Origin of the sequence: Streptomyces sp. NPDC046261 (assembly GCF_040646235.1) — a bacterium.
GTDB lineage: Bacteria > Actinomycetota > Actinomycetes > Streptomycetales > Streptomycetaceae > Streptomyces.
Window position 1 is genome coordinate 1 of record NZ_JBEYZU010000025.1, and the last position, 24,149, is coordinate 24,149.

The following is a 24,149-nucleotide window of genomic DNA, read 5'->3' on the forward strand; positions in this document are numbered from 1 at the left end:
ACGGCCGCTACAACAACCTCCAGGCCGCCAACAGGGCGATTTCCTGTGCCGACGCGGCCCCCGCCGCGCCCGGCCTACGGTCGTAGGAGGGACCGTGCGGGGGCCGTCCCACGGGGCGGCGCACCGGCAGCAGTGAACGACTGGGGGTGAGACGCGACGCCTTCGAACAGCCCGCCGAACGACGCCGGGCGGTACGCCGGCGGCCCACCGCCCCCGGCCCGTACCCTGCTGGACGTCCTCGACGCCACCGCCACCGCGCACCCCGGCGCGCCGGCCGTGGACACCGGCACCGACGTGCTGACCTACCGCGCCCTGTGCGCCGAAGTCGCCCGGCGGGCCGCGCGGCTGAGCCGGGCCGGGGCGGGTCCCAGCGACCGGATCGGCATCCGGATCCCCTCCGGCACCACCGAGATGTATCTGTCCCTGCTGGCCGTGCTGCGCTGCGGCGCCGCCTATGTGCCCGTGGACGCCGACGATCCCGCCGAGCGGGCCGCCACCGTCTTTCGCGAGGCCGGCGTGTGCCTGGTCGTGGGCCCGGACGGCTCCCTCACCGAAGGCCCCGCGTCGGCCATGGGAGACCTGCCGCGCGCGCCGCTGCCGGACGACGACGCGTGGGTCATCTTCACCTCCGGCTCCACCGGCGCGCCCAAGGGCGTCGCCGTCACCCATCGCAGCGCCGCCGCGTTCGTCGACGCCGAGGCGCAGCTGTTCCTGCGGGAGAGGCCGCTTGGCCCCGGGGACCGGGTCCTGGCCGGGCTGTCGGTGGCCTTCGACGCCTCCTGCGAGGAGATGTGGCTGGCCTGGCGGCACGGCGCCTGCCTGGTCCCGGCGCCACGCTCGCTGGTGCGCTCCGGCCATGAACTGGGGCCGTGGCTCGCCGAGCACGCCATCACGGTCGTCTCGACCGTGCCCACGCTCGCCGCGCTGTGGCCGCCGGAGTGCCTGGCGGGGGTGCGGCTGCTGATCGTCGGCGGCGAGGCGTGCCCCGCCGGTCTCGTCGAGAGGTTCGCGGTGCCCGGCCGCGAGATGTGGAACACCTACGGGCCCACCGAGACCACCGTCGTCGCGTGCGCCGCCCGGCTGCTGCCCGGCCGGCCCGTACGCATCGGCCTGCCCCTGCACGGCTGGGACCTGGCCGTCGTCGACCGGGCGGACGAGCCCGTACCGGCCGGCGCGGAGGGCGAACTGGTCATCGCGGGGGTCGGCGCCGCCCATTACCTCGACCCCGTCAAGGACAGCGACCGCTTCCGGCCCTCCACGGCCCTGGGCACCCGGCGCGCCTATCACACCGGCGACCTCGTCCGGGCCGACCCCGAGGGGCTCGTCTTCGCCGGCCGGGCCGACGAGCAGGTCAAGATCGGTGGCCTGCGGGTGGAACTCGGCGAGATCGACGCCGCGTTGAGCGCCCTGCCCGGCGTGCGGGGCGCGGCCGCCGCCGTGCGCACCACTGCGGCCGGTGACCCGCTGCTCGTCGGGTACGTCGTGCCCGGCCGCTCCTATCCCCGCCGGCGCGCGCGGGCGCTGCTCGGCGAGCGGCTGCCCGCCGCGCTCGTGCCCGTCCTGGTCGAGGTCGACGGCCTGCCCACGCGTGCCTCGGGCAAGGCCGACCGTGACGCCCTGCCCTGGCCGCCGCGGCCCTCCCCCGCCCCGGCCGACGGGCCGCGGGGCACGGCCGCCGCCCTGGCAGGCGTGTGGGAGGAGCTGCTGGGCGTACGGCCCGCCGAGGACGACGACTTCACCGCCCTGGGCGGCACCAGCCTGACCGCCGCCCGCATGGCCTCCGCCCTGCGCGAGCACCACCCCGGCGTCTCGGTCGCCGGCCTCTACCGCCACCCCGTCCTGCGTGACATGGCGGCCCACCTCGACTCCCTCGCCCCGCCCGCCTCCCGGCACCCCGCCGCCACCCCCGCGGTCCCTCCCGTGCCGCGGCGCACCGGCGTCGCCCAACTGCTCGTCCTGGGCGTCCTCTACGGCATCGCCGGGCTGCGGACGGTCGTGGCGGTGGCCACCGTGAGCAATGTGCTCACCGCGCTCTCCCCCACGCCGTGGGCGCCGCACACCTCCTGGTGGCTGCTCCTGGCCGGCTGGATCCTCCTGTTCAGCGCGCCCGCCCGGCTCGCCGTCGGCGCCGCCGCCGCCCGCCTGCTGACGCGGGGCATCGGCGCGGGCGCGTACCCGCGCGGCGGCCGGGTCCACCTGCGGCTGTGGGCCGCCGAGCGCGCCGTCGCCTCCTTCGGCGTCCCCGCCGTCCTCGGCACACCCTGGGCGCCGTGGTACGCCCGGGCCCTGGGGTGCGCGGTGGGCGAGGACGTGGAGCTGCACACCCTCCCGCCGGTGACGGGTCTGGCCGAACTGGGTGACGGGTGTGCCGTGGAACTGGAGGCCGACATCGCCGGCCACTGGCTGGACGGCGCGACGCTGCGCGTGGGCCCGGTGCGGGTCGGTGCCGGTGCCCGGGTGGGGCACCGCGCGGTCCTCATGCCGGGGGCGAGCCTGGGCCCGGGCGCACAACTGGCGCCCGGCGCCTGCCTGGACACCGCGGCCCCGGCAGGCACGCACTGGGAGGGATCACCGGCACGGCAGGCGCCGCGCGCCGACGGTGACCGGCGCACGGGCAGCGCCCCCGCGCAACAGGGCCCCGGCACCCCGGCCCCGGCAGGCACGACGCCGGAGGGCTCACGCGCGCGGGGCGCGCCACGCGCCGGCGGCGACCGGGCGGCGGGGCCCGGCCCGCCTCCACAGGAGACGGCACGCGCAGGCCGGGACCACCGGCGGTGGTGGGCCGCCGTGTACGGACTGTCCCTGATCGGGTTGCCGATGCTCGGTGTGCTCGTCGCCGCCCCTTCGCTCGTCGCCGCGTACTTCCTGGTCCAGGGTGAGCCCCGGCTCTCCTCCGCGGGGTTGTCCCTCCTGATGGCCGTGCCCGGCCTGACCGTGGTGACCGTGGTCTGCCAGGTCCTGGTGGTCGCCGCGGTGGTCCGCGCCGCAGGGCGTGGTCTGCGGCCCGGCAGCCACCCGGCCCGCGGGGGCGTCGCCTGGCGGGCCTGGCTGGTGACCCGCCTCGTCGGCGGTGCCCGCGGCAGCCTCTTCCCGCTCTACTGCTCCCTGGCCACGCCGCCCTGGCTGCGCCTGCTGGGCGCGCGGATCGGCCGACGGGGGGAGATCTCCACGGTCCTGCCGCTGCCTTCCCTGCTCACGGTCGAGGACGGTGCCTTCCTCGCCGACGACACCCTCGTCGCCCCCTACGAACTGCGGGGCAGCCGGCTGGTGCTGGGGCCGGCGCGCATCGGCCGGCGGGCCTTCGTCGGCAACTCCGGCATCGTGGCCGCCGGCCGCACCGTCGCCGACCGCGCTCTCGTCGGCGTCCTGTCCGACGCCCCGGAGCACGGCGCCCCCGGCACCTCCTGGCTGGGCCGGCCGCCGCTGCCGCTGCCGCGGACGCCCGCCCACCCGGACCCCGGGCGCACCTTCGAGCCCCCGGCACGACTGGTGGCCGCCCGTACCGCGGTCGAGACGTGCCGTCTGGTGCCGCTGATGTGCTTCGCCGCGCTCGTGGTGGCCGTGACGGTGGGCGAGTTGGCCGCGCTCGGCAGGGGCGGCCCGGTGCTCGCCGCGCTCGTGGCCGGGCCGCTGCTGGCGGCGGCCGGCGTCGTGGCCGCCCTGACGGCCACGGCGGCCAAGTGGCTGCTGATGGGCCGCTTCAGGCCCGGCGAGCACCTGCTGTGGAGCGCGTTCGTGTGGCGCAACGAGCTGTACGACACGTTCGTGGAGTCCCTGGCCGTGCCCTGGCTCATCGGCCCCTGCACCGGCACCCCCGTCCTCAACTGGTGGCTGCGCAGCCTGGGCACGCGCGTCGGCCGGGGCGTGTGGTGCGACACCCACTGGCTTCCGGAGAACGATCTGGTCACCCTCGGCGAGGGGGCCGGCGTCGGGCGGGGCTGCGTGCTGCAGACCCATCTCTTCCACGACCGCATCATGCGCATGGACACCGTCCGTCTCGCCGACGGTGCCTGTCTCGGCCCGCACGGCATCCTGCTGCCGGGCACCGCCGTCGGCGAGCACACCGCCATCGCCCCCGCCTCCCTGGTCATGCGCGGCGAAAGCGTTCCCGCCCGTACGCGCTGGGCCGGCAATCCCATCGCGGGCCGGACCGGGGACAAGGAGGAGGGGGCATGACGTTCCGCAGCCGGCTGCTGTCCGGCCGCCACTCCCCCGCCGCGGCCGCGACGGGCACGGGCCCGCGGGCGACCGCCGCTTCCCGCTACTTCCCCCGGCACGGCTCCGACGGGCACCACACCCTCGCCTACGAGCTGCGCCTGGCCTACGACCCCGCACGGGGATGGCTGGAGGGGCGGGCCCGTATCGAGGCCGTCGCCGACCACCGCACCGGCCACGTCGAGCTCGACCTGGCCGGGCCGACCGTGCGGGCCGCGCTGGCGGACGGGCGGCCCGTGCCCGTCCACCAGCGGCGCGGCAAGGTCCGCCTCCCCCTCCGGCGGCCCCTCGAACCCGGCGCCCGGTGCGTCCTGGACCTGCGGTACGAGGGGCGGCCCCAGCCGGTCGGTACGCCGTTCGGCCCCATCGGCTGGGACCGGACCGGGGACGTCCACGACGGCACGCTCGTGGCCTCGCAGCCCCTCGGCGCGCCGTCCTGGTTCCCGTGCAACGACCGCCCGGACGACAAGGCCGTCTACACCATCACGGTCACGGCACCGGCCGGCCACCACGTCGTGGCCAACGGTACCCTGACGGCCCGTCAACCACTGCCGGACGGCCGGGAGAGCTGGACGTACCACCACCCCAGCCCCATGGCCTCCTACCTCGCGGCCGTCCACACCGGCCGCTTCACCCCCGAACCGGTGCCCGCCGACGAGGGCCCACCGCACTCCGGCCCGGTGCCAGTACGGGACTTCCACCCCGCCGACCTCGCCGAGCGCGCCCGGCACGACCTGGGGCGTCAGCCGGAGATGCTGCGGTTCTTCGCCACCCTCTTCGGCGCCTACCCGTTCGAGAGTTACGGCGCCGTCGTCGTCGACGCCGATCTGGACGTGCCGGTGGAGAACCAGACGCTCGCCGCGTTCGGCCGCAACCACCTCGACGGCCGGCGCGGGTGGGAGACGCTCATGGCCCACGAGATCGCCCACCAGTGGTACGGCGACAGCGTGGGGATCGCCGACTGGCGGCACATCTGGCTCAACGAGGGCTTCGCCACGTACGCCGAGTGGCTGTGGTCGCAGCACACCGGGGGCCACACCACGGACACCCTGGCCGGGCAGGCGTGGCGGGAACTGGCGGACGGCCGGCAGGACCTGCGCGTCGCGGACCCCGGACCGCGCCACCTCTTCGACGACCGCGTCTACGTCCGCGGCGCCTGTGCGCTGCACGCGCTGCGCCGCGCGGTCGGGGACGAGGTGTTCTTCGCGATCCTGCGCACCTGGCACACCGCTCACCGGGGCACGGCCGTGGACACCGCCGCGTTCCTGCGGCACGCGCAGGCCACGGCGGGACGGGAGCTGGGCGACGTCGTCCATCCGTGGCTGTTCGAGCGGCGCCTGCCCGGTGCCTTCGGCGAGAACGGGCGGTGACCGGCCCGTCACGCCCGTCGGACGGCCCCCGGCCGCCGAGGGGACCGGCCCCCGTCAACCCTTGGCCAAGGCATCCGGGGGTCGTGTCCGGCCCCGTTCCGTGCGACCGGCGTGGCGCGTACCGTTCGCGCCGCCGCAGCGCGCGGGGTAGACAATGGGGTATGGCCCGAAACCGGGGCCGCTCCCGGGGGCCCTCGGGCCGCTGGTTCGCCGGTCGGCGCCCGGGCAGTCGGCGTGAGCGGCGGCAGCGCGATGGCTCGCGCCTGCCGTCGTTGCGGCGCCTGTGGCAGGGGGCGAGCACGCGCAGCGTCGCCGGGCAGATGTTCATCCTGCAGGTGCTGATCGTGCTGCTGCTCGTCGTGGCCGCCGGGACCGCCCTGGTGCTGCAGGCGCGCAGCGACAGGTTCCAGGCGGCGCGCGACCGTTCCCTGGCCGCGGCCGAGGCGTTCGCCCACTCGCCCGGCCTGGTGCAGACGATGCGCGGGCCCGATCCGGCCGCGGTGCTCCAGCCGCTGGCCGAGGCCACGCGCAGACAGGGCGGCGTGGACTTCCTCGTCGTGATGAACCGCGACGGCATCCGCTACACCCACCCCGACCCCCGGGAGATCGGCAGGAAGTTCGTCGGCACCATCGAGCCGTCGCTGAGCGGCCATGTGACCGTCGAGGACGTCAAGGGCCCGCTCGGGGAGGAACTGCAGGTCGTGGTCCCGGTGACGGACAACGGCAGGGTCGTCGGCATGGTGTCCTCGGGCCTGAAGGTCAGCTCCGTGAGCAGCGCCGTGGACCAGCAGCTGCCCGTGGTCATCGGGGCCGGCGCCGCGGCCCTCGCCCTGGCGACGGGCGGTACGGCGCTGGTCACGCGGCGGCTGCGGCGCCAGACCCACGGCCTGGGCCCGGCCGAGATGACCCAGATGTACGAGCACCACGACGCGGTGCTGCACGCGGTGCGCGAGGGCGTGGTCATCGTCAGCGGCGACGGGCGGCTGCTGCTCGCCAACGACGAGGCACGCCGGCTGCTGGACCTGCCCCCGGACGTGGAGGGACGCACCGTGGCCGAGCTCGGCCTCGACCCCCGGATGGCCGAACTGCTGGTGTCGCGTCGCGTGGCCACCGACGAGGTGATCCCCGTCGGGGAGCTGCTGCTCGCGGTGAACAACCGGCCCACCGACCGCCGGGGCGGGCCGCCCGGCAGCGTGGCCACGCTGCGTGACTCCACCGAGCTGCGTGCCCTCGCCGGGCGGGCCGAGGTCGCGCGCGGCCGCCTGCGGCTGCTGTACGACGCGAGCGTGGCCATCGGCACGACCCTCGACGTCCAGCGCACGGCCGAGGAGCTCGCCGAAGTGGCCTCCCCCCGCTTCGCCGACTATGTCTCCGTCGACCTCGCCGAGCCCGTCCTGCGTGGCGAGGAGCCCCGGGCCGGGGTGGGCAGCGAGGCGCCCGAGCTGCGCCGCGTGGCGCTCAGCGGCATCCGCGACGACCATCCCCTGTACCGGGCGGGCGAGGTGCACCGGTTCGCCGCGCCCACCCCGCAGGCCAAGGGCTTCAGCAGCGGGCGGGCCGTGCTCGTACCCGACCTGCAGGGCTCCTCGGGCTGGCGCACCCAGGACACCGTACGCACCCAGGCCATCATGGACTTCGGCTTCCACTCCCTGATCACCGTGCCGCTCAAGGCGCGCGGGGTGCTGATGGGAATCGTCAACTTCTGGCGGTCGGAGGGCAGCAGCACCTTCGAGGAGGACGACCTGTCCCTGGCCGAGGAGCTGGCGGCCCGGGCCGCGGTGTCCATCGACAACGCGCGCCGCTTCACCCGCGAGCACGCGATGGCCGTGACCCTGCAGCACAGCCTGCTGCCGCGGGGCCTGCCCGAACAGGACGCCCTCGACATCGCCTACCGCTATCTGCCGGCCCAGGCGGGGGTGGGGGGCGACTGGTTCGACGTCATCCCGCTGCCGGGGGCGCGCGTCGCCCTGGTCGTCGGCGACGTGGTCGGTCACGGACTGCACGCCGCCGCGACGATGGGCCGGCTGCGCACGGCCGTGCAGAACTTCTCCACCCTCGACCTGCCGCCCGACGAGCTGCTCGGGCACCTCGACGAACTGGTCGGCCGCATCGACCAGGAGGCGGACGCGGCGAACGAGGAGGCCACGATCGCGGGCGCCACCTGCCTGTACGCGATCTACGACCCGTCCACGGGGATCTGCAGCCTGGCCCGGGCCGGTCATCCCCTGCCGGCCCTCGTGCGCCCCGACGGGAGCGTGGAGTTCCCCGAGCTGCCCGCGGGACCGCCGCTCGGCCTGGGCGGTCTGCCCTTCGAGGCCGCGGAGCTGCGGCTGCCCGAGGGCAGCAACCTCGTCCTGTTCACCGACGGCCTCATCGAGGACCGCCGGCGGGACATCGACGCCGGGCTGCGGATCCTGCACGAGACCCTCGCACAGGCCGGCCGGGACCCTCAGGAGACCTGCGAGGCGGTCCTGGAGGCGCTGCTGCCGGCCCGTCAGACCGACGACATCGCCCTGCTCGTGGCCCGTACCCGCGTGCTGGCGGACGACCAGACGGCCGAGTGGGAGCTGCCCTCGGACCCGGCGGTCGTGGCCGGGGCGCGCGCCGACATCACCGCGCAGCTGTCGCGGTGGGGCCTGGAGGAGGCGGCGTTCACCACCGAGCTGGTCATCAGCGAGCTGATCACCAACGCCATCCGCCACGCCTCCGGCCCGATCCGCGTCCGCCTGCTCCGGGACCGCGCCCTGATCTGCGAGGTCTCCGACACCAGCAGCACCTCACCGCACCTGCGCTACGCGGCCGACGAGGACGAGGGCGGCCGCGGGCTGTTCCTCGTCGCCCAGCTCGCCGAGCGCTGGGGCACCCGCTACACCCCCGGCGGAAAGGTCATCTGGGCCGAACAGCCCCTGTCCTGAGCGCTTACCGCGCGCCCACGGGCTCCGGTGCCGCGAGCCCGTGCAGTCCGGCCGGCAGCGGCCCCGTGTGGACGACGCCCAGCCGCTGGGTGGCCCGGGTGAGCGCGACGTACAGATCGCTCACGCCGAACTCCCGCGGCTCCGCCACGATCACCGTGTCGAATTCCAGCCCCTTGGCCTGGCGTGGGTCGAGCAGCACGACCGGGCTCGTCAGGTCCGGGGACGCGCCGGCGGAGGCGGCCGGGACGGCGGCGGACAGGGCGGCGTGCAGACGGCGGGGGGCGATCACCGCGAGGCGGCCGTCCTGCCGGCTCTCCCGTTCCACGGCCTCGGCGACCGCGCGGGGCAGGTCGTCGGTGTGCCGGGCCCATGGCCGTATGCCGGTGGAGCGGATGGACGACGGCGGCTCGAAGGAGGGGTCGGCGGCCCGGATCACCCCTGCCGCGACCTCCATGATCTCGGCGGGTGTGCGGTAGTTGACGCCGAGCCGGACGTGTTCCCAGCGGTCGCCGACGTACGGCGCGAGGATCGTCTCCCAGGCGCCGCAGCCGCCCGGTTCGGCGGTCTGCGCCGGGTCGCCGACCAGGGTCAGCGAACGGGTCGGGCAACGGCGCATCAGCAACCGCCAGGCCATCGCGGACAGCTCCTGCGCCTCGTCCACGATGATGTGGCCGAAGGCCCACGTGCGGTCGGCGGCGGCGCGCTCGGCGGCGCTGCGGTGGTCGGCCTCCTCGTGCCGGTCCGCGAGCCGTTCCGCGTCGACCAGGTCGTGGGCGGCCAGCACCTCCGCGTCCTCGTCGTCGCGGTCCTCGAACTCCTGGGTGCGGGAGCCGTAGGACAGGTCGAGGACGCCCTGCGCGTAGGCGATCCGCTCCTGGCGCTCGGCCTCGGCGGCGGCGCGGGCCGCCGAGTCGTCCTCGCCGAGGAACTCGGCCGCCTCGTCCAGCAGCGGGACGTCCGCGGGGGTCCAGCCGCCGTCGTGGTCCGCCGGCCGGCGGATGGCCCGCGCGTCGGCGTCCGGGAGGTGGACGGGGTCGGCGAGGAAGTCGGCGACCAGCTGCCGCGGGGTGAGGACGGGCCACAGCTCCTCGATGGCGGCGTGCACCTCGGCGCTGGCGGCGACCCCCTTGCCGAGCTGGGCGATGTCGTCCGGGCCGAGGAAGTTCGGACCGCCGTACGGATCCGCGCCGATACGGTCGGCCAGCTGGGCGGTGAGCGCGTCGATGACGCGGAAGGCGAAGTACGGCCGGGCGAGGTTGTGCGGCAGGGCGGTCTCACGGGCGTGGCGCCGGGCCTCGCGCGCCATGTCCGCGTCCAGCCGCAGCTCGCCGTCCTCGTGGTCGATGACGATGACCGGGTCGGGCAGCCGCTGCCGGTCCGCCACGAAGCGCGCCAGGGCGCCGGCCATGGCGGCACTGCCCTTGACCTCGGCGGCCCGGGGGGTGTCGGTCGCGGTCGCGGTCACGCCGGGGAAGAGCTCGCCGGGTGTGGCGAGCAGGACCCCGGTCTCGCCGAGCGAGGGCAGCACCTCTCCGATGTAGCCGAGGAACGCCGGGTTGGGCCCGACGATCAGCACGGCACGGCGGGCCAGCTGCTCCCGGTGCGCGTACAGCAGGTAGGCGGCGCGGTGGAGCGCGACGACGGTCTTCCCGGTGCCCGGGCCGCCCTCGACCACGAGGACGCCGCGGTGCGGGGCGCGGATGACGCGGTCCTGCTCGGCCTGGATGGTCTGCACGATGTCGTGCATGCGGCCGGTGCGCGCGGCGTCCAGCGCCGCGAGGAGGACGGCGTCCGCGTCGGCGCCCTCGTGACCGGTGCGTACGGTGTCGGCGAGATCCAGGATCTCGTCGTGCAGCGCCGTGACCCGGTCCCGGTCGGTGGTGATGTGCCGCCTGCGGCGCAGCCCCATCGGGGTGTGCCCGGTGGCGAGATAGAACGGGCGCGCGACCTCGGCGCGCCAGTCGACGACGAGCGGGGTGTGGTCCTCGTCGTCGCGCCGGATGCCGATGCGGCCGATGTGGTGATCGCGGCCGTCGCGGAAGGCGAGCCGTCCGAAACAGAGCCCGTTCTCCCCCGCGTTGAAGGCGGCCAGGAGCCCGGACTGCTCGGCCACCAGCACATCGCGCTCCAGTCGCGCCTGAAAGCCGCTCGTGCCCAGCGACAGCGCGTCCCGCACGGCGGCCTCGGCTCCTGCCCTCAGCTCGGCGAGGCGCCGGTGCAGCAGGTCGATGAATTCCTGCTCCTGTCGCAATTCCTCGTTTGACAATTCAGCTCCCGCACGGATATCATGACCTCATAAAGCTTCCCCATGCCCTGAGTTCACCAGGACATGGAAACCCCCAATATACGCAGAGAAATACCCCGGCCGTCAATCGGTCCGGGGTATTTCTTTTCGTGCGGAAGCTTGCCCGGCGGGCCCGGTACGGCCCCGCCGGAGCGGGCCGTACCGGGGGCACGGGCCGGGTCAGGCCGCCGCGGACCTGCTGCTGTCCGCCTCGAGGTGCCCCGCCTCGGGCACCGGGCGCGCGCCCCACGGGCGGTCGGCCGGTCCGGCGGGCGGGCGCACGGCGTGCAGGGCCGCCTTGGCCTCGGACGCATACGTGTCGACGTATTCCTGGTCCGACAGCTTCAGGATCGCGTACATGATTTCGTCCGTGACGGCCCGCAGTACCGCACGCTGGTCGTGCATTCCCGCGTACCGGGAGAAGTCCAGCGGCTCCCCGAACCGAATGGTGATCGGCACGATGCGCGGGAGCAGCCGCCCCGTCGGCTGGGACTCGAACGTCCCGATCATCGCGCAGGGGATCACCGGCGCGCCCGACTCGAGCGCCATGGCCGCCACGCCGACCTTCCCCTTGTACAGCCGCCCGTCGTGCGAGCGCGTCCCCTCCGGGTAGATGCCGAGCAACTCACCCCGGCCGAGCACCCCCAGCGCGGTGTCGACCGCCGCCTGCGCCGCCTCCTTGCCCGACCGGTCCACCGGAATCGCCCCGATGCCGCGGAAGAACGCGGCGGTCAGCCGGCCCTTGAGGCCCGGCCCCGTGAAGTACTCCATCTTCGCGAGGAAGGTGATCCGGCGCTTGACCATCACCGGCATCATGAAGTGGTCGGAGAACGACAGATGGTTGCCCGCGATGATCGCCGCGCCGGTCTGCGGCACATGCCGCAGCCCCTCCACGCGCGGCCGGAAGAGCCAGCGCAGCAGCGGTATCAACACCACGGATTTGAACGCGAAATAGAACATCCAGTGAGCCCCTCACCCGAGTAACCCCCCGCGCCGAGGCACGGTAGTAGGGGGCGGGGGATCATGGGGAGAGCGTCTATTCGGCCACTCCTCCCCGGCCGGAACACACCGGTGAGGAGACCTTCTCCCCCAACCGGGCGCGGAGCTTCTCCTCGACCCGGTCGCGCAGGAGCTCGTACTCCTCCCTCAGCCGCCCGAGCCGCGGCGGCCGGGCTATGACCGTGCCACCCGTGACCGTCTCGTGCGGCCCGAACTGCTCACGGGTGAGGTCGATCTCGACGCCCATACCCAGCCGGTTCCACCAGTGATAGTCCGTCTGCTCGCCGTCCACGCGGACCTCTCCGCGGATCAGCTCGCCGCCCAGCAGGTCGTTGACGACCATGGCGGTCACCCCGCACTGGTCCCGGGCGGGATTGTCCGGGCTCCAGCGGTCCCGGTACTCGGGCGTACACGTATCGGCGTCCCAGCTGCTGCGGACGGCTTCTTCGATGTCGGTCAGGAGAAGAGGAGTCATGGTGGCCATGCTGGCACCCACCACTGACAATCGGGCGGCCGCTCAGGTCTTCGCGAGGAAGCCGGCGAGCGTGCTGCGGCGGCGTTCGAGGCCGTCGATGCGTGCCTCCGTGGCCGCCAACTCACGGTCCAGGATGGCCCGCAGGTCCTGGCACATGGCGAACTCCGGCTCCTCGCCACGGGCACACGGCAGCACCGCGCGGATCACCTCGGTGGACAGGCCCGCCTCCAGCAGGGCACGCACCTGCCGCACGGTGGTCACCGAGCCCTCTTCGTAGACGCGGTAACCGTTCGGACCGCGGCTCGCCTCCAGCAATCCCTGCGCCTCGTAGTACCGCAGCAACCGCGGGCTGACCCCGGTACGCCGGGACAACTCCCCGATCAGCATGTGACCCCCGCCCATCCGCACTTGACCTTCACATCAATGTGAAGCCTTAACGTCACCCCATGCGCGAACATTCCGCGCACGCCCCTACGGTGCCGACGTCAGTAACTGCTGGAGTGAAGCATGACTTCTTCTGTTGTTCAACGTGATGATCAAGCGGCGGCCGACCGCTCGTTCTTCTTCGTCCTCGGCAGCTCCCGCCCCGACGGCAACACCGAGATCCTCGCGCGGGCCGCCGCCCAGCAACTGCCCGCCGGCATACCGCAGCGCTGGGTGGACCTGACCCGGCTGACCTTGCCCGACTTCCAGGACGGGCGGCACGAGAGCGAGTCCTGGCAGGCCGGGGAGAACGAGGAGGCGCTGCGGCAGGCCACTCTGGAGGCCACCGACATCGTCCTCGCCTCGCCCCTGTACTGGTACACCCTCTCCGCGCACACCAAGCGCTACCTCGACTACTGGTCGGGCTGGCTGACGGCGCCCGGCTCGGACTTCAAGGAGCGGATGGCGGGCCGGACCCTGTGGGGGGTGACGGTCATGGCGGACCCTGACGAGGCCGTCGCCGACGGGCTGGTGACCACCCTCAACAACTCGGCGGCGTACATGGGGATGCGCTTCGGCGGGGTGCTGTTCGGCAACGGTTCGCGGCCCGGCCAGGTGCGGGACGACGAGCGGGCGACGATCCGCGCCAAGACGTTCTTCCAGCGTGAGGCCCCGTTCGCCCGGTTCGCGCACGAGGAGGCCGTCGGCTAGTAGGCGGTGTTGTAGCGCAGCAGGTAGGCGGCGAAGCGGGCGAGGTCGTCCTCGTCCCAGTCGGCGAGACGCTCCCGGAAGGCCGTGCGGCGATGGTCGCTGACCTGCGCGAGGGCCGTGGCGCCCCGGGCGGTCAGGTGCAGGAGCTGGGCCCGCTGGTCGTGGGGGTCGGGGCGGCGTTCGACGAAGCCGAGGCGTTCCAGGTCGGCGACCTGCCGGCTGACGGTGGACTTGTTGAGCATGAACCGGTCCGCGAGGTCGGCGGCCCGGCATCCACCCCGGTCCTCCAGGTGGGCGAGGAGGGCGAAGGAGACCAGCGACAGCTCGGGGTGCATGCGGGCGGCCACGGCCCGGGAACGCCGGGCGAAGGCGGTCAGCTCGCGCTGGATGGTCTCCAGGGACTCGTCGCGGTCGGACATGGGGATGGCCTCTTTTCCTCATCTGGTTGTAGAGTACAACTTAATGAAGTAGTTGTAAATACCAACCATCCCCTCCCGGGGGCCGAGGAAACACCATGAAATCCGCGACAGCCGGCGCCCTGCGCCATGTCCTCACCCACCTGCTCACCCCGCTGCTCATGTGCGTCGGCATGGGCCTGGCCTACCTCGGCGCGTTCGCCCACCCCGCACCGCACGACCTGCCGGTCGCCGTGGTGGGCTCGGGCCCCAGCGCCCAGGCCCTGGCCCGGACCCTCGCCGACAAGGCGGGCGACGGCCTCGCCGTCCACACCGTCGCCGACCGGGCGCAAGCCGAGGACCAGCTGCGCCACCAGGACATATTCGGCGCGTACGTCCCCGGCGAACGGACGCCGGAGCTGCTGGTCGCCTCGGCCGGCTCGGACACCACCGCCGCCGTCGTGCAGAAGGTCTTCACGCCCGTCGCCGCCCGTCAGGGCGCCCCGCTGAAGGTCACCGACATCGCGCCGCCCGCGAAGGACGACCCGACCGGGCAGGGCATCTTCTTCCTCCTGGTCGCCCTCAGCATCGGCTCCTACGCCTCCGTCGCGGTGATCGGCGGAGCCGGGGCGGTCCTGCCCCTGCGCGTACGGGCCCTGCTGGCCGGGGCGACCTCCCTGGTGGTCAGCGTGATCGGCGTCGTGCTGGCCGGCCCGGTCTTCCACCTCGTCGACCACGGGCTGGGCGGACTGTGGGCGATGGCGTGGCTCTACTCCGCCGGCGTGCTGCTGATCGGCACGGGGCTGCACACCTTCCTCAAGCGATGGACGACGCTGGGGATGATGGTGCTGTTCGTCATGCTCAACTTCACCAGCTCCGGAGGCATCTTCCGGCCCGAGCTGCAGAACGGCTTCTTCGCGCCGCTGCACGACGTCTGGAACGGCGCGGCCTTCGTCGAAGGCACCCGCGGCCTCGCCTACTTCGACGGCATCGGCCTGGGCGGCCATGTCCTGACGCTGGTCCTGTGGCTCATCGCCGGCCTGACCGTGACCGCCCTCGCCTGGGCGGCCGAAAACCGGCGGCCGGCCAAGCCCGTCACCACGGGCTCAGCCGGCGCCGGCGCCGACGCCGAGGAAGAGATGGAAGAGGCCGTCGGCGTCTGACCCGACCGCGGGCAGCCGGTGAGCAAAGGGCCGGCGCCCGCGGCCGCGCCGCGGGCGCCGGCCCGGGCGACGTCAGCGGACGATCAGCGCGTTGGCCATCAGCCGGGGCCCCGTACTGTCCGAGGGCCGGTTGACGACACGGTCACCGACGACCATGGTCGTGGAGCCGCCCCCGTCGAGGTTGAGGGCGTCCACCGCGCCGAGGGCACTCATGACGGCCGCGCTCTCCTTGAAGGACGCCCCCGAGCTGTAGCCGGGGCGGCGCCCGTCGATGGTGACGAACAGCAGCGAACCGTCGGCGGTGATGCCGGCGAGGGTGCGCGGGTGCCGGTGGGTGGCGAAGTAGTCGTAGAAGCCCGGATCCTCCGGGTGGTTGAAGCCCTCGGCGTCCGCGGGCACGACGACGCGGCCGTCGCGCAGCAGTTGCGGACCGCCCGAGACGGCGTCCACGCCACGCCCCGCCACGGCCGTCAGCGGCCGGCGCTGCTGGTTCAGGGCGGCGCTGGAGACCGTCAGCACCGTGCCCTGCCTGGCGTGGTCGCGCAGCCACTGGGCGCCGTCGCCGGTCCCGGCGAGCACCGTGGCGTCGGCGGGTACGGTGCCGCCCCTGCGGTCCCGTACCTCCAGCACCGTGCCGTCCCGGCCGAGGACCGCCGCGACGCCGTCCCCGGCGTGGATCTGCCCCGTGAAGAAGCCGGTGTACTGGACGATCTCGGAGTCGTCGGTGCACAGGGAGTCGTGCCGGGGGCGCTCGGTGGGCCGGTCCCCGCCGCTGCCGCCGCAGGAGCGGATCTTGCCGGGGGCGCGGTTCAGCCCGTCGACCTCGCGCTGGGCGCCGTCGGCGGAGCGCACCCGCAAGGTGGTGGTGAGCTGCTGGACCGAGGGCCGTACGCGCGCCTCGGAGGGCAGGATCAGCGCGCTGCGCCCCCGCACCGCCTCGCTGAGCAACTGGCCGTCGACGACCGAGAGCCCGGCGACGTCCCCGAAGGTGCCGTCCTCCTCGTCCGATCCGTAGCTGCCGTTGACGCCCGCGATGCCGCCCGCGCGCCGGACCATGTCGGCGAGGGTCTCACCGCCGGGCAGCCGGTCCAGCGACTGGCGTGCCTCGATCCGCTGCCGCTGCCCGGCGGACACGCGCAGGACGTCGACCACCCAGGGGCCGGTGCGCGCCGTGATGTCCTCCCCGGTGAAGTACGTGCGCGCGGGCCGGAATCCGGCCGCCCTCAGGTCCCGCACCAGCTGGGCCGCAGCCGCCTGGTCGGCGAGCGCGCCGACCCGTACGCGCCAGCCCCACGGCGAGGACGAGGGAAGGTCCTGCGGGCGCTCGTCGACGCGGCTCACGGTGGGCGGGAAGCCGGCCGCGGCCAGGCGCTCGGCCAGCGCCCGGGCCGACGCCTCCTCCCGCAGCAGCGCGACCTCGATGGTCCAGCGGTTGCGCGCGTCGGTACGCCCCCGCTTGATCCTGGTCCACGTCACCCCGGGGGCGACCTGAGTGGTCGAGCGCGTCTCCGGCAGACCCGCGTCCCCCAACGGCAGGCGCTGGACGGGCGGTTGAGCGACCGCCCGCGCCTGCGTGCCCGTGGCGGGCGAAACGAGCGTCAGCATGACCAGGCCGGCCGTCAGCGCCGACCAGCGCCTACGTCTGATCTTCACCACTTCTCTCCCCTGCCCTCTCGGAGTCCTGTCGCGGGCTGTGGCCACAGCGTGGACGCACAGCGTGTCGCGCACGAGAACGCTCAGCTCAGCATGGCGTAATGGGGCGGAAACAGGATGCGGCCGTGCACCACTGAGCGGGAAGATTCACCGGCTGCCCACAGCGCCAGGGCCGGGGGCGAAAGCCGGGTGTGACGAGGAGGGACGAGTGGGCCGGCCTCAGCCCTTGCCGGCCGGCAACTGCGCCAGGAAGTCCAGCAGCGCCGCGTTCACCTCGTCCGGTCGCTCCTGCTGGGTCCAGTGGCCGCAGCCGGGCAGGGTCACGCTGTCGTGGAGCCTCGGGGCCGTCTCCCGCAGAGAGCCCAGGAGCTGGTCCATGCCGGGGAAGGAGCGGACGAGGTCGCGGTCGCCCGCCATGTACAGGGCGGGGACGTCGATGCCGCGGTCGTGGAAGGCCGCGAGCAGTTCCCAGTTGCGGTCGAGGTTGCGGTACCAGTTCAGGCCGCCGGTGAAGGCGCGGTCGCCGTGCTCGGCGTATTCGCGGACGAAGATCTGGATGTCCTCCTCGGTGAGCCAGGCGGGCAGTTCCTTGGGCTCCCGCATCGTGTCCAGGAGGGTGCTGCCGTCGGGGATGACCCAGGGGCGCGGCGGGTCGGTCTGCGGGCTGTCGCCCGACGCGCCGGCCAGCAGGCTGCGGAACGTCGCCGCCGGGTCCTGGGCCAGCTCGGCGTCGGCGACGCCGGGCTGCTGGAAGTAGATCTGGTAGAAGCCGTCGCCGAGCAGGGGGCGCAGGCCCACCAGGGGGGCGACGGGGCCGCGCGGGAGCGGTGGGACGCTCAGGCCCACGACGCCGCGTACGACGTCGGGGCGCAGCTGGGCCGTCGTCCAGGCGACCGGTGCTCCCCAGTCGTGGCCGACGACGACCGCGGTGTCCTCGCCGAGGGCGTGGATGAGCCCGATCACGTCGCCGGTGAGGTGCAGCATGCTGTAGGCGTCGATGTCGGCCGGCTGCCCGCTGCGGCCGTAGCCCCGCTGGTCGGGGGCGACCACGCGGTAGCCGGCGTCGGCCAGCGGCGCGAACTGGTGCCGCCAGGAGTACCAGCACTCCGGGAAGCCGTGCAGCAGCAGGACCAGCGGCCCCCGCCCCTGTTCGGCGATGTGCAGCCTGACCCCGTTCACCTCGACGAAGTTGTGCTCGACCGCGCTGGTCACATGTCCTCCTGCCATCTGCCCGTGCCGGGCCCGGTTGGGGATGGGGTACCCGGCCCGGTCAACGGCCCGGGCAACCGCTTAGTTCCGCCTCGCGGTTGGCCGGGGCGGCACGGGCGGTCGGTGACCGGTTCGTACCAAAGGTGAGCAACCGTTGCCCGGGGTGGCTCGTTGTCCCTTGTCGTGACGGGGACGTGAAGAGGAACCGACGAGGGTGGCGGCCGGCGGCGGTGGCGGCCGTGGCCTGCTTGTTGCTGTCGCCCGGGGCATCGGCGTCGGTGGACACCGGGCCGCCCCGCGTGGTGGGGGTGCGGCCCGCGACGGCGCTGAACAATGCCTTCGGCGCCTACGCCGAGCGGGCCGGCTCGCCGCGGCACTGGACCGGTGGGGACAGCACGTACTCCGTGCCGACGCCCGCCGGCCAGTTGTGGGTCTTCTCGGACACCTTCCTCGGCACGGTACGGCCCGACGGCTCCCGCTCCCCCGCCATCGGCGAGGGCGGCACGACGCCGTTCGTCCACAACAGTTTCGTGCTGTGGACCGCGCGGGGCCCGCGCACCGTCACGGGGCGGGACCGGTCGGGCCGGCCCACGTCCGTGGTCTCCGGCGGCGGTGGTGCCGGCCGCGGGGACTGGTACTGGGCGCGGGCCGGCGTCCCGGACGGTCGTGGCGGTGTGGCGGTCGTGTACGCGCGCTACGCACGCACCGGGGCCGGGCCCCTGGACGTGGCCTGGCGCGGGAACGTCCTGGCCAGGTTCGGACCCGGGCAGCCGGGCCGACCGCGGTCGCTGACCCCGCTGCCGTCCTCGGCCCGTACGGCGTGGGGCGCGTGGCTGGAGCGGCAGGGCGGCTTCACGTACATCTACGGCACCGAACAGGGCCCGTCGGGCGGCAGTTTCCTCCGTCTCGCCCGCGTCGCGGGCAGCGACCTGCGGCGGCCCTGGCGGTACCGGACGGCGCGGGGCTCCTGGTCGCCCCGCGAGGCGCGCTCGGCGCGCCTGGCGGGGCCCGGCGGCCTGGCGCTGCGGACCTCGGACGAGCTCAGCGTGGTGCGGCACGGCGGGTGGTACGCCCTGTTCACCCAGCGCGCGGACCAGCCGTTCAGCGCGGAGACGCAGCTCGCCTGGTCCCGTACCCCGTACGGGCCGTTCACCCGGCCGCGGACGGTGTACACGGCGCCGGAGGCCGGGCCGCACGGCACGTACCGCAACGCGAACGTCTTCGCGTACAACCCGCACGAGCACCCCGAGCTGGAACGTCGCGGCGAGCTCGTCGTCTCGTACAACGTCAACAGCCTCGTGCCCGACGACGTCATCCGTCGCGCGAGCATCTACCGGCCGCGTTTCCTGCGCGTCGCCATCGTCCCCTGAGCCCGGCCGGGCGGGTGGCGCGCGGCGGTGGCGGATGGCCGGATTCCTTCTCGTCGCGTTGCGGGCGGCACGGACCCGGGCGAAGATCACTTGCCGTAGCAACGCGATCACACAGGAGATGTGTGGCGCTTTCGCGCACCCCGTGAACTGGAGACGACAACAGATGTCTGCTCGACTTGCGTTCCGCGCCGCCGGCCTGGCCCTTGCCGCCGTGACGCTGGGCCTGACGGTCGCCCAAGGCGCCCAGGCCGCGGCCCCGTCACCCATAGCCGCCCCGGTCGCCCCGGCCACCCCGACCGCCGCGGCCGCCGCACCCGAGGAGAACCCCTTCGAGGGGATAGACCTGGAAGGGCTGAAGGCCGAGAAGCGGTTCATGTACCCGGCGGGACACCGCGTGGCGTACTGGGCGCTGGTGCTCGACGAGGAGAGGGTCTCGCGGAGGTACTCGGGCGGGGCGTTCTTCCTCTACGCGCCGGCCACCAAGGAGTTCGGCTGGTTCCTCGACACCGACATCGCCACCCGTACGGTCCGGGACCCGCGGCAGGTGGTCATCGCCGACCGTGAGTTCATCAGGTCGCACCCCCGGGTCGAGGTCCGGTACGGCGACCCGGACCAGCCCAGGACGGCGCGTGTGGTGGCCAGGACCACCATCTGGATGCGCTGAGCCTCCGGCTGACGGGTCCGCGTCCTCCGGCCGCGCGCGGCCGGAGGACGCGGCTCTGCTACAGGGTGAGCAGCGCCCGGCTGGGGACGGTGGTGTCCTTCAGCGGTCTGAGCGCCAGGCGCATCAGGGCGAGGGCGTTGTCGTCCCCGGCGATGCGGTTGGCACTGAGTTCACCGCAGGACAGGCACTGGTGAATGATCAGCCATTCGCCGTCCGGGCGTACCGACAGGCTCAGTGCTTCCATGCGCCCGCGGCAGGAGGCCGCGCGGTCCCCGGGGACGCGGCGGTCGACATGGAGGCTGGTCAGGCAGGTCGGGCAGTGGTTGCGGTGAGCGGTGCCGGGGGCGGTCAGGGGCACGTCCAGCCGGCAGCCGGCGCACCGGAAGCCGTCGGCCTGGTGAGCGCCGTGTGCGTGCAGGACGTCCTTGTGCCGCTGCGGGCGCCGCCGCGCCGCCCGCCGTGGGGTGTTCTTGCGTCGGGGCATGTCGTGTCTCTTTCCGTCGGCCCGGTTCAGAGTTCGCCGAACGCTTCGAGCGGGAACGGCGGTTGGGCCAGCGGCCGGACGGCCATGCGCATGAGGATGAGCTGGTTGTCGTCGGCGCAGACCGGGTTCGACGTGAGCTCGTCGCAGCGCACACACCGGTGAATGATCATCCAGTCGCCGGTGCGCAGCACGGCGATGGCGATCGGTGTCATGCGGGAGCGGCACTCGGACGGCCCGCCCTCGACGTGGTCGTGGACGTGCTGGGAGTGCAGGCACGACGGGCAGTGGTTGCGGCGGCTGCCGTCGGCGGCGAGCGTGGAGACGGTCAGACCGCACCTGACGCAGGTGAAGGTGTCGGTCTTCAGGAAGGGACTGGGACCGCTTCGGCGAGCGGTGTGATGGCTGGACACCCGGGGTGCTCCTTGCTGGAAAGGTCGTGATGACAGCAGGAGACGGCCGAGCGTTCCTCAAGGACAGCGGGAACGAAGGTCCGCGAAACGTCGAGGCGCGCTCGGCGCGGGCCAGGGCATAATCACCGCTTTCAGGGCGTGGGCGCCCGAAGGAGGACCAGTGGATCTGCCGGAAACGTAACACCCGCCCGCGGCGGGCCGCCACGGAATTTCCGGTGGCGCCGGACGGGCCGCGCGGCCGCCGACTCCCTCTGTCCGGTAGCGGCGCCCTGTAGCACGATGGAACGGCGCGGCGCCGGCCGGGCGCCCTGGTCGGGGCCGAGGAGTGAGGGGACCGCATGCGGCGGATCGCCATCGTGGGAGCGGGACAGGCGGGGTTACAGCTCGCGTTGGGGCTGCGGGACCACGGGCACGAGGTCACGGTCGTGTCGGACCGTACGGCCGAGGAGATCCGCGGCGGTCATGTGCTGTCGACGCAGGCCATGTTCGGGCCCGCGCTGCAGATCGAGCGGGAGGCGGGGCTCCATCTGTGGGAGCGGCAGACGCCGTCGGTACGGGCGGTCCGGGCCAGTGTGATCGATCCGCCCGGTGAGGCGGCACTGGCCTTCACCGGCTGGCTCGACCAGGCCCAGCAGTCGGTCGACCAGCGGGTGAAGCTGGCCGGCTGGCTGGAGTTGTTCCAGGAGCGGGGCGGCCACGTCGAGTACCGCGCCGTGGACCGGGCCGGGCTACGCCGGCTGGCGGACCGTCATGAGCTGACGATCGTCGCCGCCGGGCGCGGGGAGCTGTCCGGCGTCTTCCCGCGCGACGAGGCGCGCTCGTGCTTCGACCGGCCCCAACGCACCCTGTCGTGTGTCTACCTGCACGGTGTGCAGGCGCCGCCCGCGCCGGCGGAACTGCACACCCGCATCCTGATCGTGCCCGGCGTGGGAGAGGCGTTCCTGCAGCCGGCCCTCACCACGAGCGGTACTTGCACCATCCTGCTGTGGGAAGCGGTACCGGGCGGCCCCTTCGACTGCTGGCAGGACCGCCCCGCGCCCCACGAGCACCTGGAACGGTCGCTGCGCCTGCTGCGGGAGTACGCGCCCTGGGAACACGCGCTGTGCGCGGAAGCGGAACCGACCGACAAGACCTGCACGCTCTACGGTGCCGTGACGCCCGTGGTCCGTCACCCCGTCGCCCCCCTCGAGGGCGGTGGCGAGGTCTTGGGGATGGCGGACGCGGTCGTCCTCAACGACCCGATCACCGGGCAGGGCGCCAACAACGCCGCCCGCTGCGCGGACGTCTACCTGCGCGCGATCGACGAACGCGGCGAGGCGCCCTTCGACGCGCCGTGGATGCGCCAGACGTTCGAGACGTTCTGGCAGCACGCCCGGCACACCGCCGCCTTCACCGCCGCGATGCTCGGGCCGCGGCCCCATCTCCAGCGCGTGATGGCCGCCGCGGCGGACAACGAACAGGTCGCCCGCCGCTTCGCCGCGGTCTACGCCAACCCCTCCCAGGGCGAGTGGCTGCTCGACCCGGCCGCGGCCGACGCCTACCTCGCGACGGTGCGCTGACCGCCGTGACGGTCCGTCACCGTGCGGGCGCCTCCCGCTCCATGGGCGGCTCGGCGGGCGCCTGGGGGTCCGGGCCGAAGAGGACGGCCTTGGCGACGGACGGCTTGAACAGGGACGTGGCCGGGGCGGTCAGGGACAGCACGGCCCGGAACGCCTTGCCGACGACGGGGTCTCCGGTGGCACGCTCCTGGACGCGCTGGAGGTACCAGTCGGCGGGCCGGTCGACGGCCCGGGGCCGCAGGGCGTTGCCCATGGCGCCGGGCATGTGCTTGTCCGCTCCCGCCGAGATGTCCCAGGCCTGACGGGCCGCCGCGAACAGGGCGTGCTGCACGCGGCGCGTCGTGGGCGTGCGGCGGGGGTCCTGGAGGGCGTCGCGCAGGGCGACGGCGCTGAGCGCGGCGACGGACATGCCCTGGCCGTAGACGGGGTTGAAGGCGCACAGGGCCTCACCGGTGGCGAGGAAGCCGGCCGGGCGGCGGCCCGGCAGGTCGTAGCGGCGCCGCAGGTTGGCGGTCTTGCGGAAGCCGTGGATGGCGGAGACCGGTTCGGCTTTCCGCAGCCAGTCGTAGAGCACGGGGTGGGGAAGGCGGGTGGCGAATTCCAGGAACCCGGCCTCGTCGGTGGGCGGTTCCGTGCCCCGCAGGCCGGAGAGGATGACGGACCAGCGGCCGCCCTCCATGGGCAGCACGATGCCGCCGCGCGGCTGGTTGGGGTTCGGCACGATGTAGATGCCCCGCAGCGGCGCGTCCTCGGCGTCATCGGGGGTGCGGTAGAACCGCGTCGCGTAGGCGAGGCCGGTCTCCAGCGTCTCCTCGCGCGGCGGTTCGGCCCCGATCGCCGACAGCCAGGCGCCGGCGCGCGACGATCGCCCGGTGGCGTCCAGGACGAGGTCGGCCTCCAGCGTGCGCTCCTCCTGGCGCGCCGCCGCGGCCCCGCGCTCGCGCAGCCGGACCCCCCGCACCCGGCCGGGGTCCCCGGTCAGCCCGGTGACCTCGGTGCCCTGCAGCGTCCTGATGCGGGGGTGGGCCAGGACGCGGCGGCGTACCAGGTGGTCGGTCAACGGCCGTGAGCCGGTGAGGATGTGCGCGGTGGCCGGGGTGCGGCGGAACCAGCTGCCCGCCTGCCACTGGACGATGTCGCTGGGCATGCCCACCCGCGGCGAGCCGTGCGCGAGCATCTCCGCCCCGATGCCCGGCAGCAGCGCCTCGAGCGCCCACTGCCCGCTCTCCAGCATCACGTGGGTGTGCCGGTCCTGGGGCAGGCCCGCGCGGTGCTCGGGGCCCTCGGGGTAGCGGTCGCGTTCGATGACGGTCACGCTGTCGGCGTGGGCGCTGAGCACGTGCGCGGCGAGCAGGCCCGCGAGGCTGCCCCCGATGACGGCCACGTGCCGTGGTGAACGGCCGTCCGGGCGCCGGCCGTCCACCGGCACCTGACCCTGCGCTTGTGTGTTCGACATGTCCACCTTCATCTCCCCGGCCGCTGCGGCCCGTCGCACCCACGGGGGCCGGCGGGACGTTTGCGCGGCGCCGTTCCCCGGACGTCGATCACCGTACCGGGCGCCGGACCCGCCGCGCCGCCGGGGCTGTTCACCCCACGGACAGGGGTTCCGGAGCCACGCCCTGACCTGCGCGCTCAGGGGCGCGTGGACTAGGGCGGATGACTATGCAGCCGCGAACGAGTGCGCCCCTCACTCCAATACACCTGAGCCCGGACCGAGTTCGCTTTAGTTCCTTTATGGAACGGGCACACACCTTGCCAGGACCGGGGCGGGAGCAGGACCGAAAAAGTCCCCTCGCGCCCCGGGACGACGTGCGGGCTCAGCGGGCAGGGGGAGCGGAGAACTGTGATCC

The 24,149-nt window shown here is 74.0% G+C and carries 18 protein-coding genes; 8 read left to right on the forward strand and 10 right to left on the reverse strand.

Features of this window, described 5'->3' with window-relative positions:
- Positions 1-225: 225 nt before the first annotated feature.
- The 3 genes from ABZ956_RS27935 (at position 226) to ABZ956_RS27945 (ending at position 8,500) form a co-directional block, all read left to right on the forward strand.
- Complete coding sequence (locus ABZ956_RS27935; RefSeq protein WP_361899556.1) at positions 226-4,176, forward strand: Pls/PosA family non-ribosomal peptide synthetase; 3,951 nt, start codon at positions 226-228, stop codon at positions 4,174-4,176.
- Complete coding sequence (locus ABZ956_RS27940; RefSeq protein WP_361899365.1) at positions 4,173-5,585, forward strand: M1 family metallopeptidase; 1,413 nt, start codon at positions 4,173-4,175, stop codon at positions 5,583-5,585. The genes ABZ956_RS27935 and ABZ956_RS27940 overlap by 4 nt, the downstream gene beginning before the upstream one ends.
- 320 nt (positions 5,586-5,905) lie before the next feature.
- Positions 5,906-8,500, forward strand: a complete 2,595-nt coding sequence (locus ABZ956_RS27945; protein ID WP_361899559.1) for a SpoIIE family protein phosphatase — start codon at positions 5,906-5,908, stop codon at positions 8,498-8,500.
- Between the two features lie 4 nt (positions 8,501-8,504).
- Here the strand turns inward: ABZ956_RS27945 and ABZ956_RS27950 are convergent, their stop codons facing one another.
- The 4 genes from ABZ956_RS27950 to ABZ956_RS27965 form a co-directional block, all read right to left on the reverse strand.
- Positions 8,505-10,766, reverse strand: a complete 2,262-nt coding sequence (locus tag ABZ956_RS27950) for a DNA/RNA helicase domain-containing protein (protein WP_361899368.1) — start codon at positions 10,764-10,766, stop codon at positions 8,505-8,507.
- Positions 10,767-10,964: 198 nt separating this feature from the next.
- Complete coding sequence (locus ABZ956_RS27955; RefSeq protein WP_361899371.1) at positions 10,965-11,744, reverse strand: lysophospholipid acyltransferase family protein; 780 nt, start codon at positions 11,742-11,744, stop codon at positions 10,965-10,967.
- A gap of 76 nt (positions 11,745-11,820) precedes the next feature.
- Complete coding sequence (locus ABZ956_RS27960; RefSeq protein WP_361899375.1) at positions 11,821-12,258, reverse strand: hypothetical protein; 438 nt, start codon at positions 12,256-12,258, stop codon at positions 11,821-11,823.
- A 42-nt stretch (positions 12,259-12,300) separates the two neighbouring features.
- Positions 12,301-12,645 (reverse strand): MerR family transcriptional regulator, encoded by a 345-nt coding sequence (locus ABZ956_RS27965; protein WP_361899562.1) that lies wholly within the window; start codon positions 12,643-12,645, stop codon positions 12,301-12,303.
- A gap of 120 nt (positions 12,646-12,765) precedes the next feature.
- Here ABZ956_RS27965 and ABZ956_RS27970 point away from each other — a divergent pair, with 120 nt between their 5' ends.
- Positions 12,766-13,392, forward strand: a complete 627-nt coding sequence (locus tag ABZ956_RS27970) for an NAD(P)H-dependent oxidoreductase (RefSeq protein ID WP_361899377.1) — start codon at positions 12,766-12,768, stop codon at positions 13,390-13,392.
- On the opposite strand, the gene ABZ956_RS27975 is transcribed toward ABZ956_RS27970, so the two are convergent.
- Positions 13,389-13,811, reverse strand: a complete 423-nt coding sequence (locus ABZ956_RS27975) for a MarR family transcriptional regulator (protein WP_361899380.1) — start codon at positions 13,809-13,811, stop codon at positions 13,389-13,391. The two genes, ABZ956_RS27970 and ABZ956_RS27975, sit on opposite strands and share 4 nt — an antisense overlap.
- A 95-nt stretch (positions 13,812-13,906) precedes the next feature.
- Between ABZ956_RS27975 and ABZ956_RS27980 the strand changes: the two genes are divergently transcribed.
- Positions 13,907-14,950, forward strand: a complete 1,044-nt coding sequence (locus tag ABZ956_RS27980; RefSeq protein ID WP_361899383.1) for a hypothetical protein — start codon at positions 13,907-13,909, stop codon at positions 14,948-14,950.
- Positions 14,951-15,022: 72 nt separating this feature from the next.
- On the opposite strand, the gene ABZ956_RS27985 is transcribed toward ABZ956_RS27980, so the two are convergent.
- Both ABZ956_RS27985 and ABZ956_RS27990 read right to left on the reverse strand, forming a co-directional pair.
- Entirely contained in the window at positions 15,023-16,603 is a 1,581-nt protein-coding gene (locus tag ABZ956_RS27985) for a phosphodiester glycosidase family protein (protein ID WP_361899385.1), read from the reverse strand.
- A gap of 219 nt (positions 16,604-16,822) precedes the next feature.
- Positions 16,823-17,815: an alpha/beta hydrolase gene (locus ABZ956_RS27990; RefSeq protein ID WP_361899387.1), complete on the reverse strand. Its 993-nt coding sequence runs from the start codon at positions 17,813-17,815 to the stop codon at positions 16,823-16,825.
- A gap of 236 nt (positions 17,816-18,051) precedes the next feature.
- Between ABZ956_RS27990 and ABZ956_RS27995 the strand changes: the two genes are divergently transcribed.
- Together ABZ956_RS27995 and ABZ956_RS28000 are read left to right on the forward strand one after the other, a co-directional pair.
- Positions 18,052-19,182 carry a hypothetical protein gene (locus ABZ956_RS27995; protein WP_361899390.1) on the forward strand — a complete coding sequence of 377 codons (1,131 nt, stop codon included), beginning with the start codon at positions 18,052-18,054 and terminating at the stop codon, positions 19,180-19,182.
- A gap of 163 nt (positions 19,183-19,345) precedes the next feature.
- On the forward strand, positions 19,346-19,846 hold the full coding sequence (locus ABZ956_RS28000) for a hypothetical protein (RefSeq protein ID WP_361899393.1): 501 nt from the start codon (positions 19,346-19,348) through the stop codon (positions 19,844-19,846).
- Positions 19,847-19,904: 58 nt separating this feature from the next.
- On the opposite strand, the gene ABZ956_RS28005 is transcribed toward ABZ956_RS28000, so the two are convergent.
- Positions 19,905-20,330, reverse strand: a complete 426-nt coding sequence (locus tag ABZ956_RS28005) for an RNHCP domain-containing protein (RefSeq protein ID WP_361899396.1) — start codon at positions 20,328-20,330, stop codon at positions 19,905-19,907.
- A 26-nt stretch (positions 20,331-20,356) separates the two neighbouring features.
- Positions 20,357-20,740 carry an RNHCP domain-containing protein gene (locus tag ABZ956_RS28010; RefSeq protein WP_361899398.1) on the reverse strand — a complete coding sequence of 128 codons (384 nt, stop codon included), beginning with the start codon at positions 20,738-20,740 and terminating at the stop codon, positions 20,357-20,359.
- Positions 20,741-21,078: 338 nt separating this feature from the next.
- Here ABZ956_RS28010 and ABZ956_RS28015 point away from each other — a divergent pair, with 338 nt between their 5' ends.
- Complete coding sequence (locus ABZ956_RS28015; protein ID WP_361899401.1) at positions 21,079-22,299, forward strand: styrene monooxygenase/indole monooxygenase family protein; 1,221 nt, start codon at positions 21,079-21,081, stop codon at positions 22,297-22,299.
- A gap of 16 nt (positions 22,300-22,315) precedes the next feature.
- On the opposite strand, the gene ABZ956_RS28020 is transcribed toward ABZ956_RS28015, so the two are convergent.
- Positions 22,316-23,755: an FAD-dependent monooxygenase gene (locus ABZ956_RS28020; protein WP_361899404.1), complete on the reverse strand. Its 1,440-nt coding sequence runs from the start codon at positions 23,753-23,755 to the stop codon at positions 22,316-22,318.
- Between the last annotated feature and the right edge of the window lie 394 nt (positions 23,756-24,149).

What these genes read in the sequence shown, in the direction of transcription:
- ABZ956_RS27940 (WP_361899365.1), top strand. Translation starts at nt 4,173, where the DNA reads ATGACGTTCCGCAGCCGGCTGCTGTCCGGCCGCCACTCCCCCGCCGCG.
- ABZ956_RS27945 (WP_361899559.1), top strand. Translation starts at nt 5,906, where the DNA reads ATGTTCATCCTGCAGGTGCTGATCGTGCTGCTGCTCGTCGTGGCCGCC.
- ABZ956_RS27955 (WP_361899371.1), bottom strand. Translation starts at nt 11,744, where the DNA reads ATGTTCTATTTCGCGTTCAAATCCGTGGTGTTGATACCGCTGCTGCGC.
- ABZ956_RS27960 (WP_361899375.1), bottom strand. Translation starts at nt 12,258, where the DNA reads ATGACTCCTCTTCTCCTGACCGACATCGAAGAAGCCGTCCGCAGCAGC.
- ABZ956_RS27965 (WP_361899562.1), bottom strand. Translation starts at nt 12,645, where the DNA reads ATGCTGATCGGGGAGTTGTCCCGGCGTACCGGGGTCAGCCCGCGGTTG.
- ABZ956_RS27970 (WP_361899377.1), top strand. Translation starts at nt 12,766, where the DNA reads ATGACTTCTTCTGTTGTTCAACGTGATGATCAAGCGGCGGCCGACCGC.
- ABZ956_RS27975 (WP_361899380.1), bottom strand. Translation starts at nt 13,811, where the DNA reads ATGTCCGACCGCGACGAGTCCCTGGAGACCATCCAGCGCGAGCTGACC.
- ABZ956_RS27980 (WP_361899383.1), top strand. Translation starts at nt 13,907, where the DNA reads ATGAAATCCGCGACAGCCGGCGCCCTGCGCCATGTCCTCACCCACCTG.
- ABZ956_RS28000 (WP_361899393.1), top strand. Translation starts at nt 19,346, where the DNA reads ATGTCTGCTCGACTTGCGTTCCGCGCCGCCGGCCTGGCCCTTGCCGCC.
- ABZ956_RS28005 (WP_361899396.1), bottom strand. Translation starts at nt 20,330, where the DNA reads ATGCCCCGACGCAAGAACACCCCACGGCGGGCGGCGCGGCGGCGCCCG.
- ABZ956_RS28015 (WP_361899401.1), top strand. Translation starts at nt 21,079, where the DNA reads ATGCGGCGGATCGCCATCGTGGGAGCGGGACAGGCGGGGTTACAGCTC.
- ABZ956_RS28020 (WP_361899404.1), bottom strand. Translation starts at nt 23,755, where the DNA reads ATGTCGAACACACAAGCGCAGGGTCAGGTGCCGGTGGACGGCCGGCGC.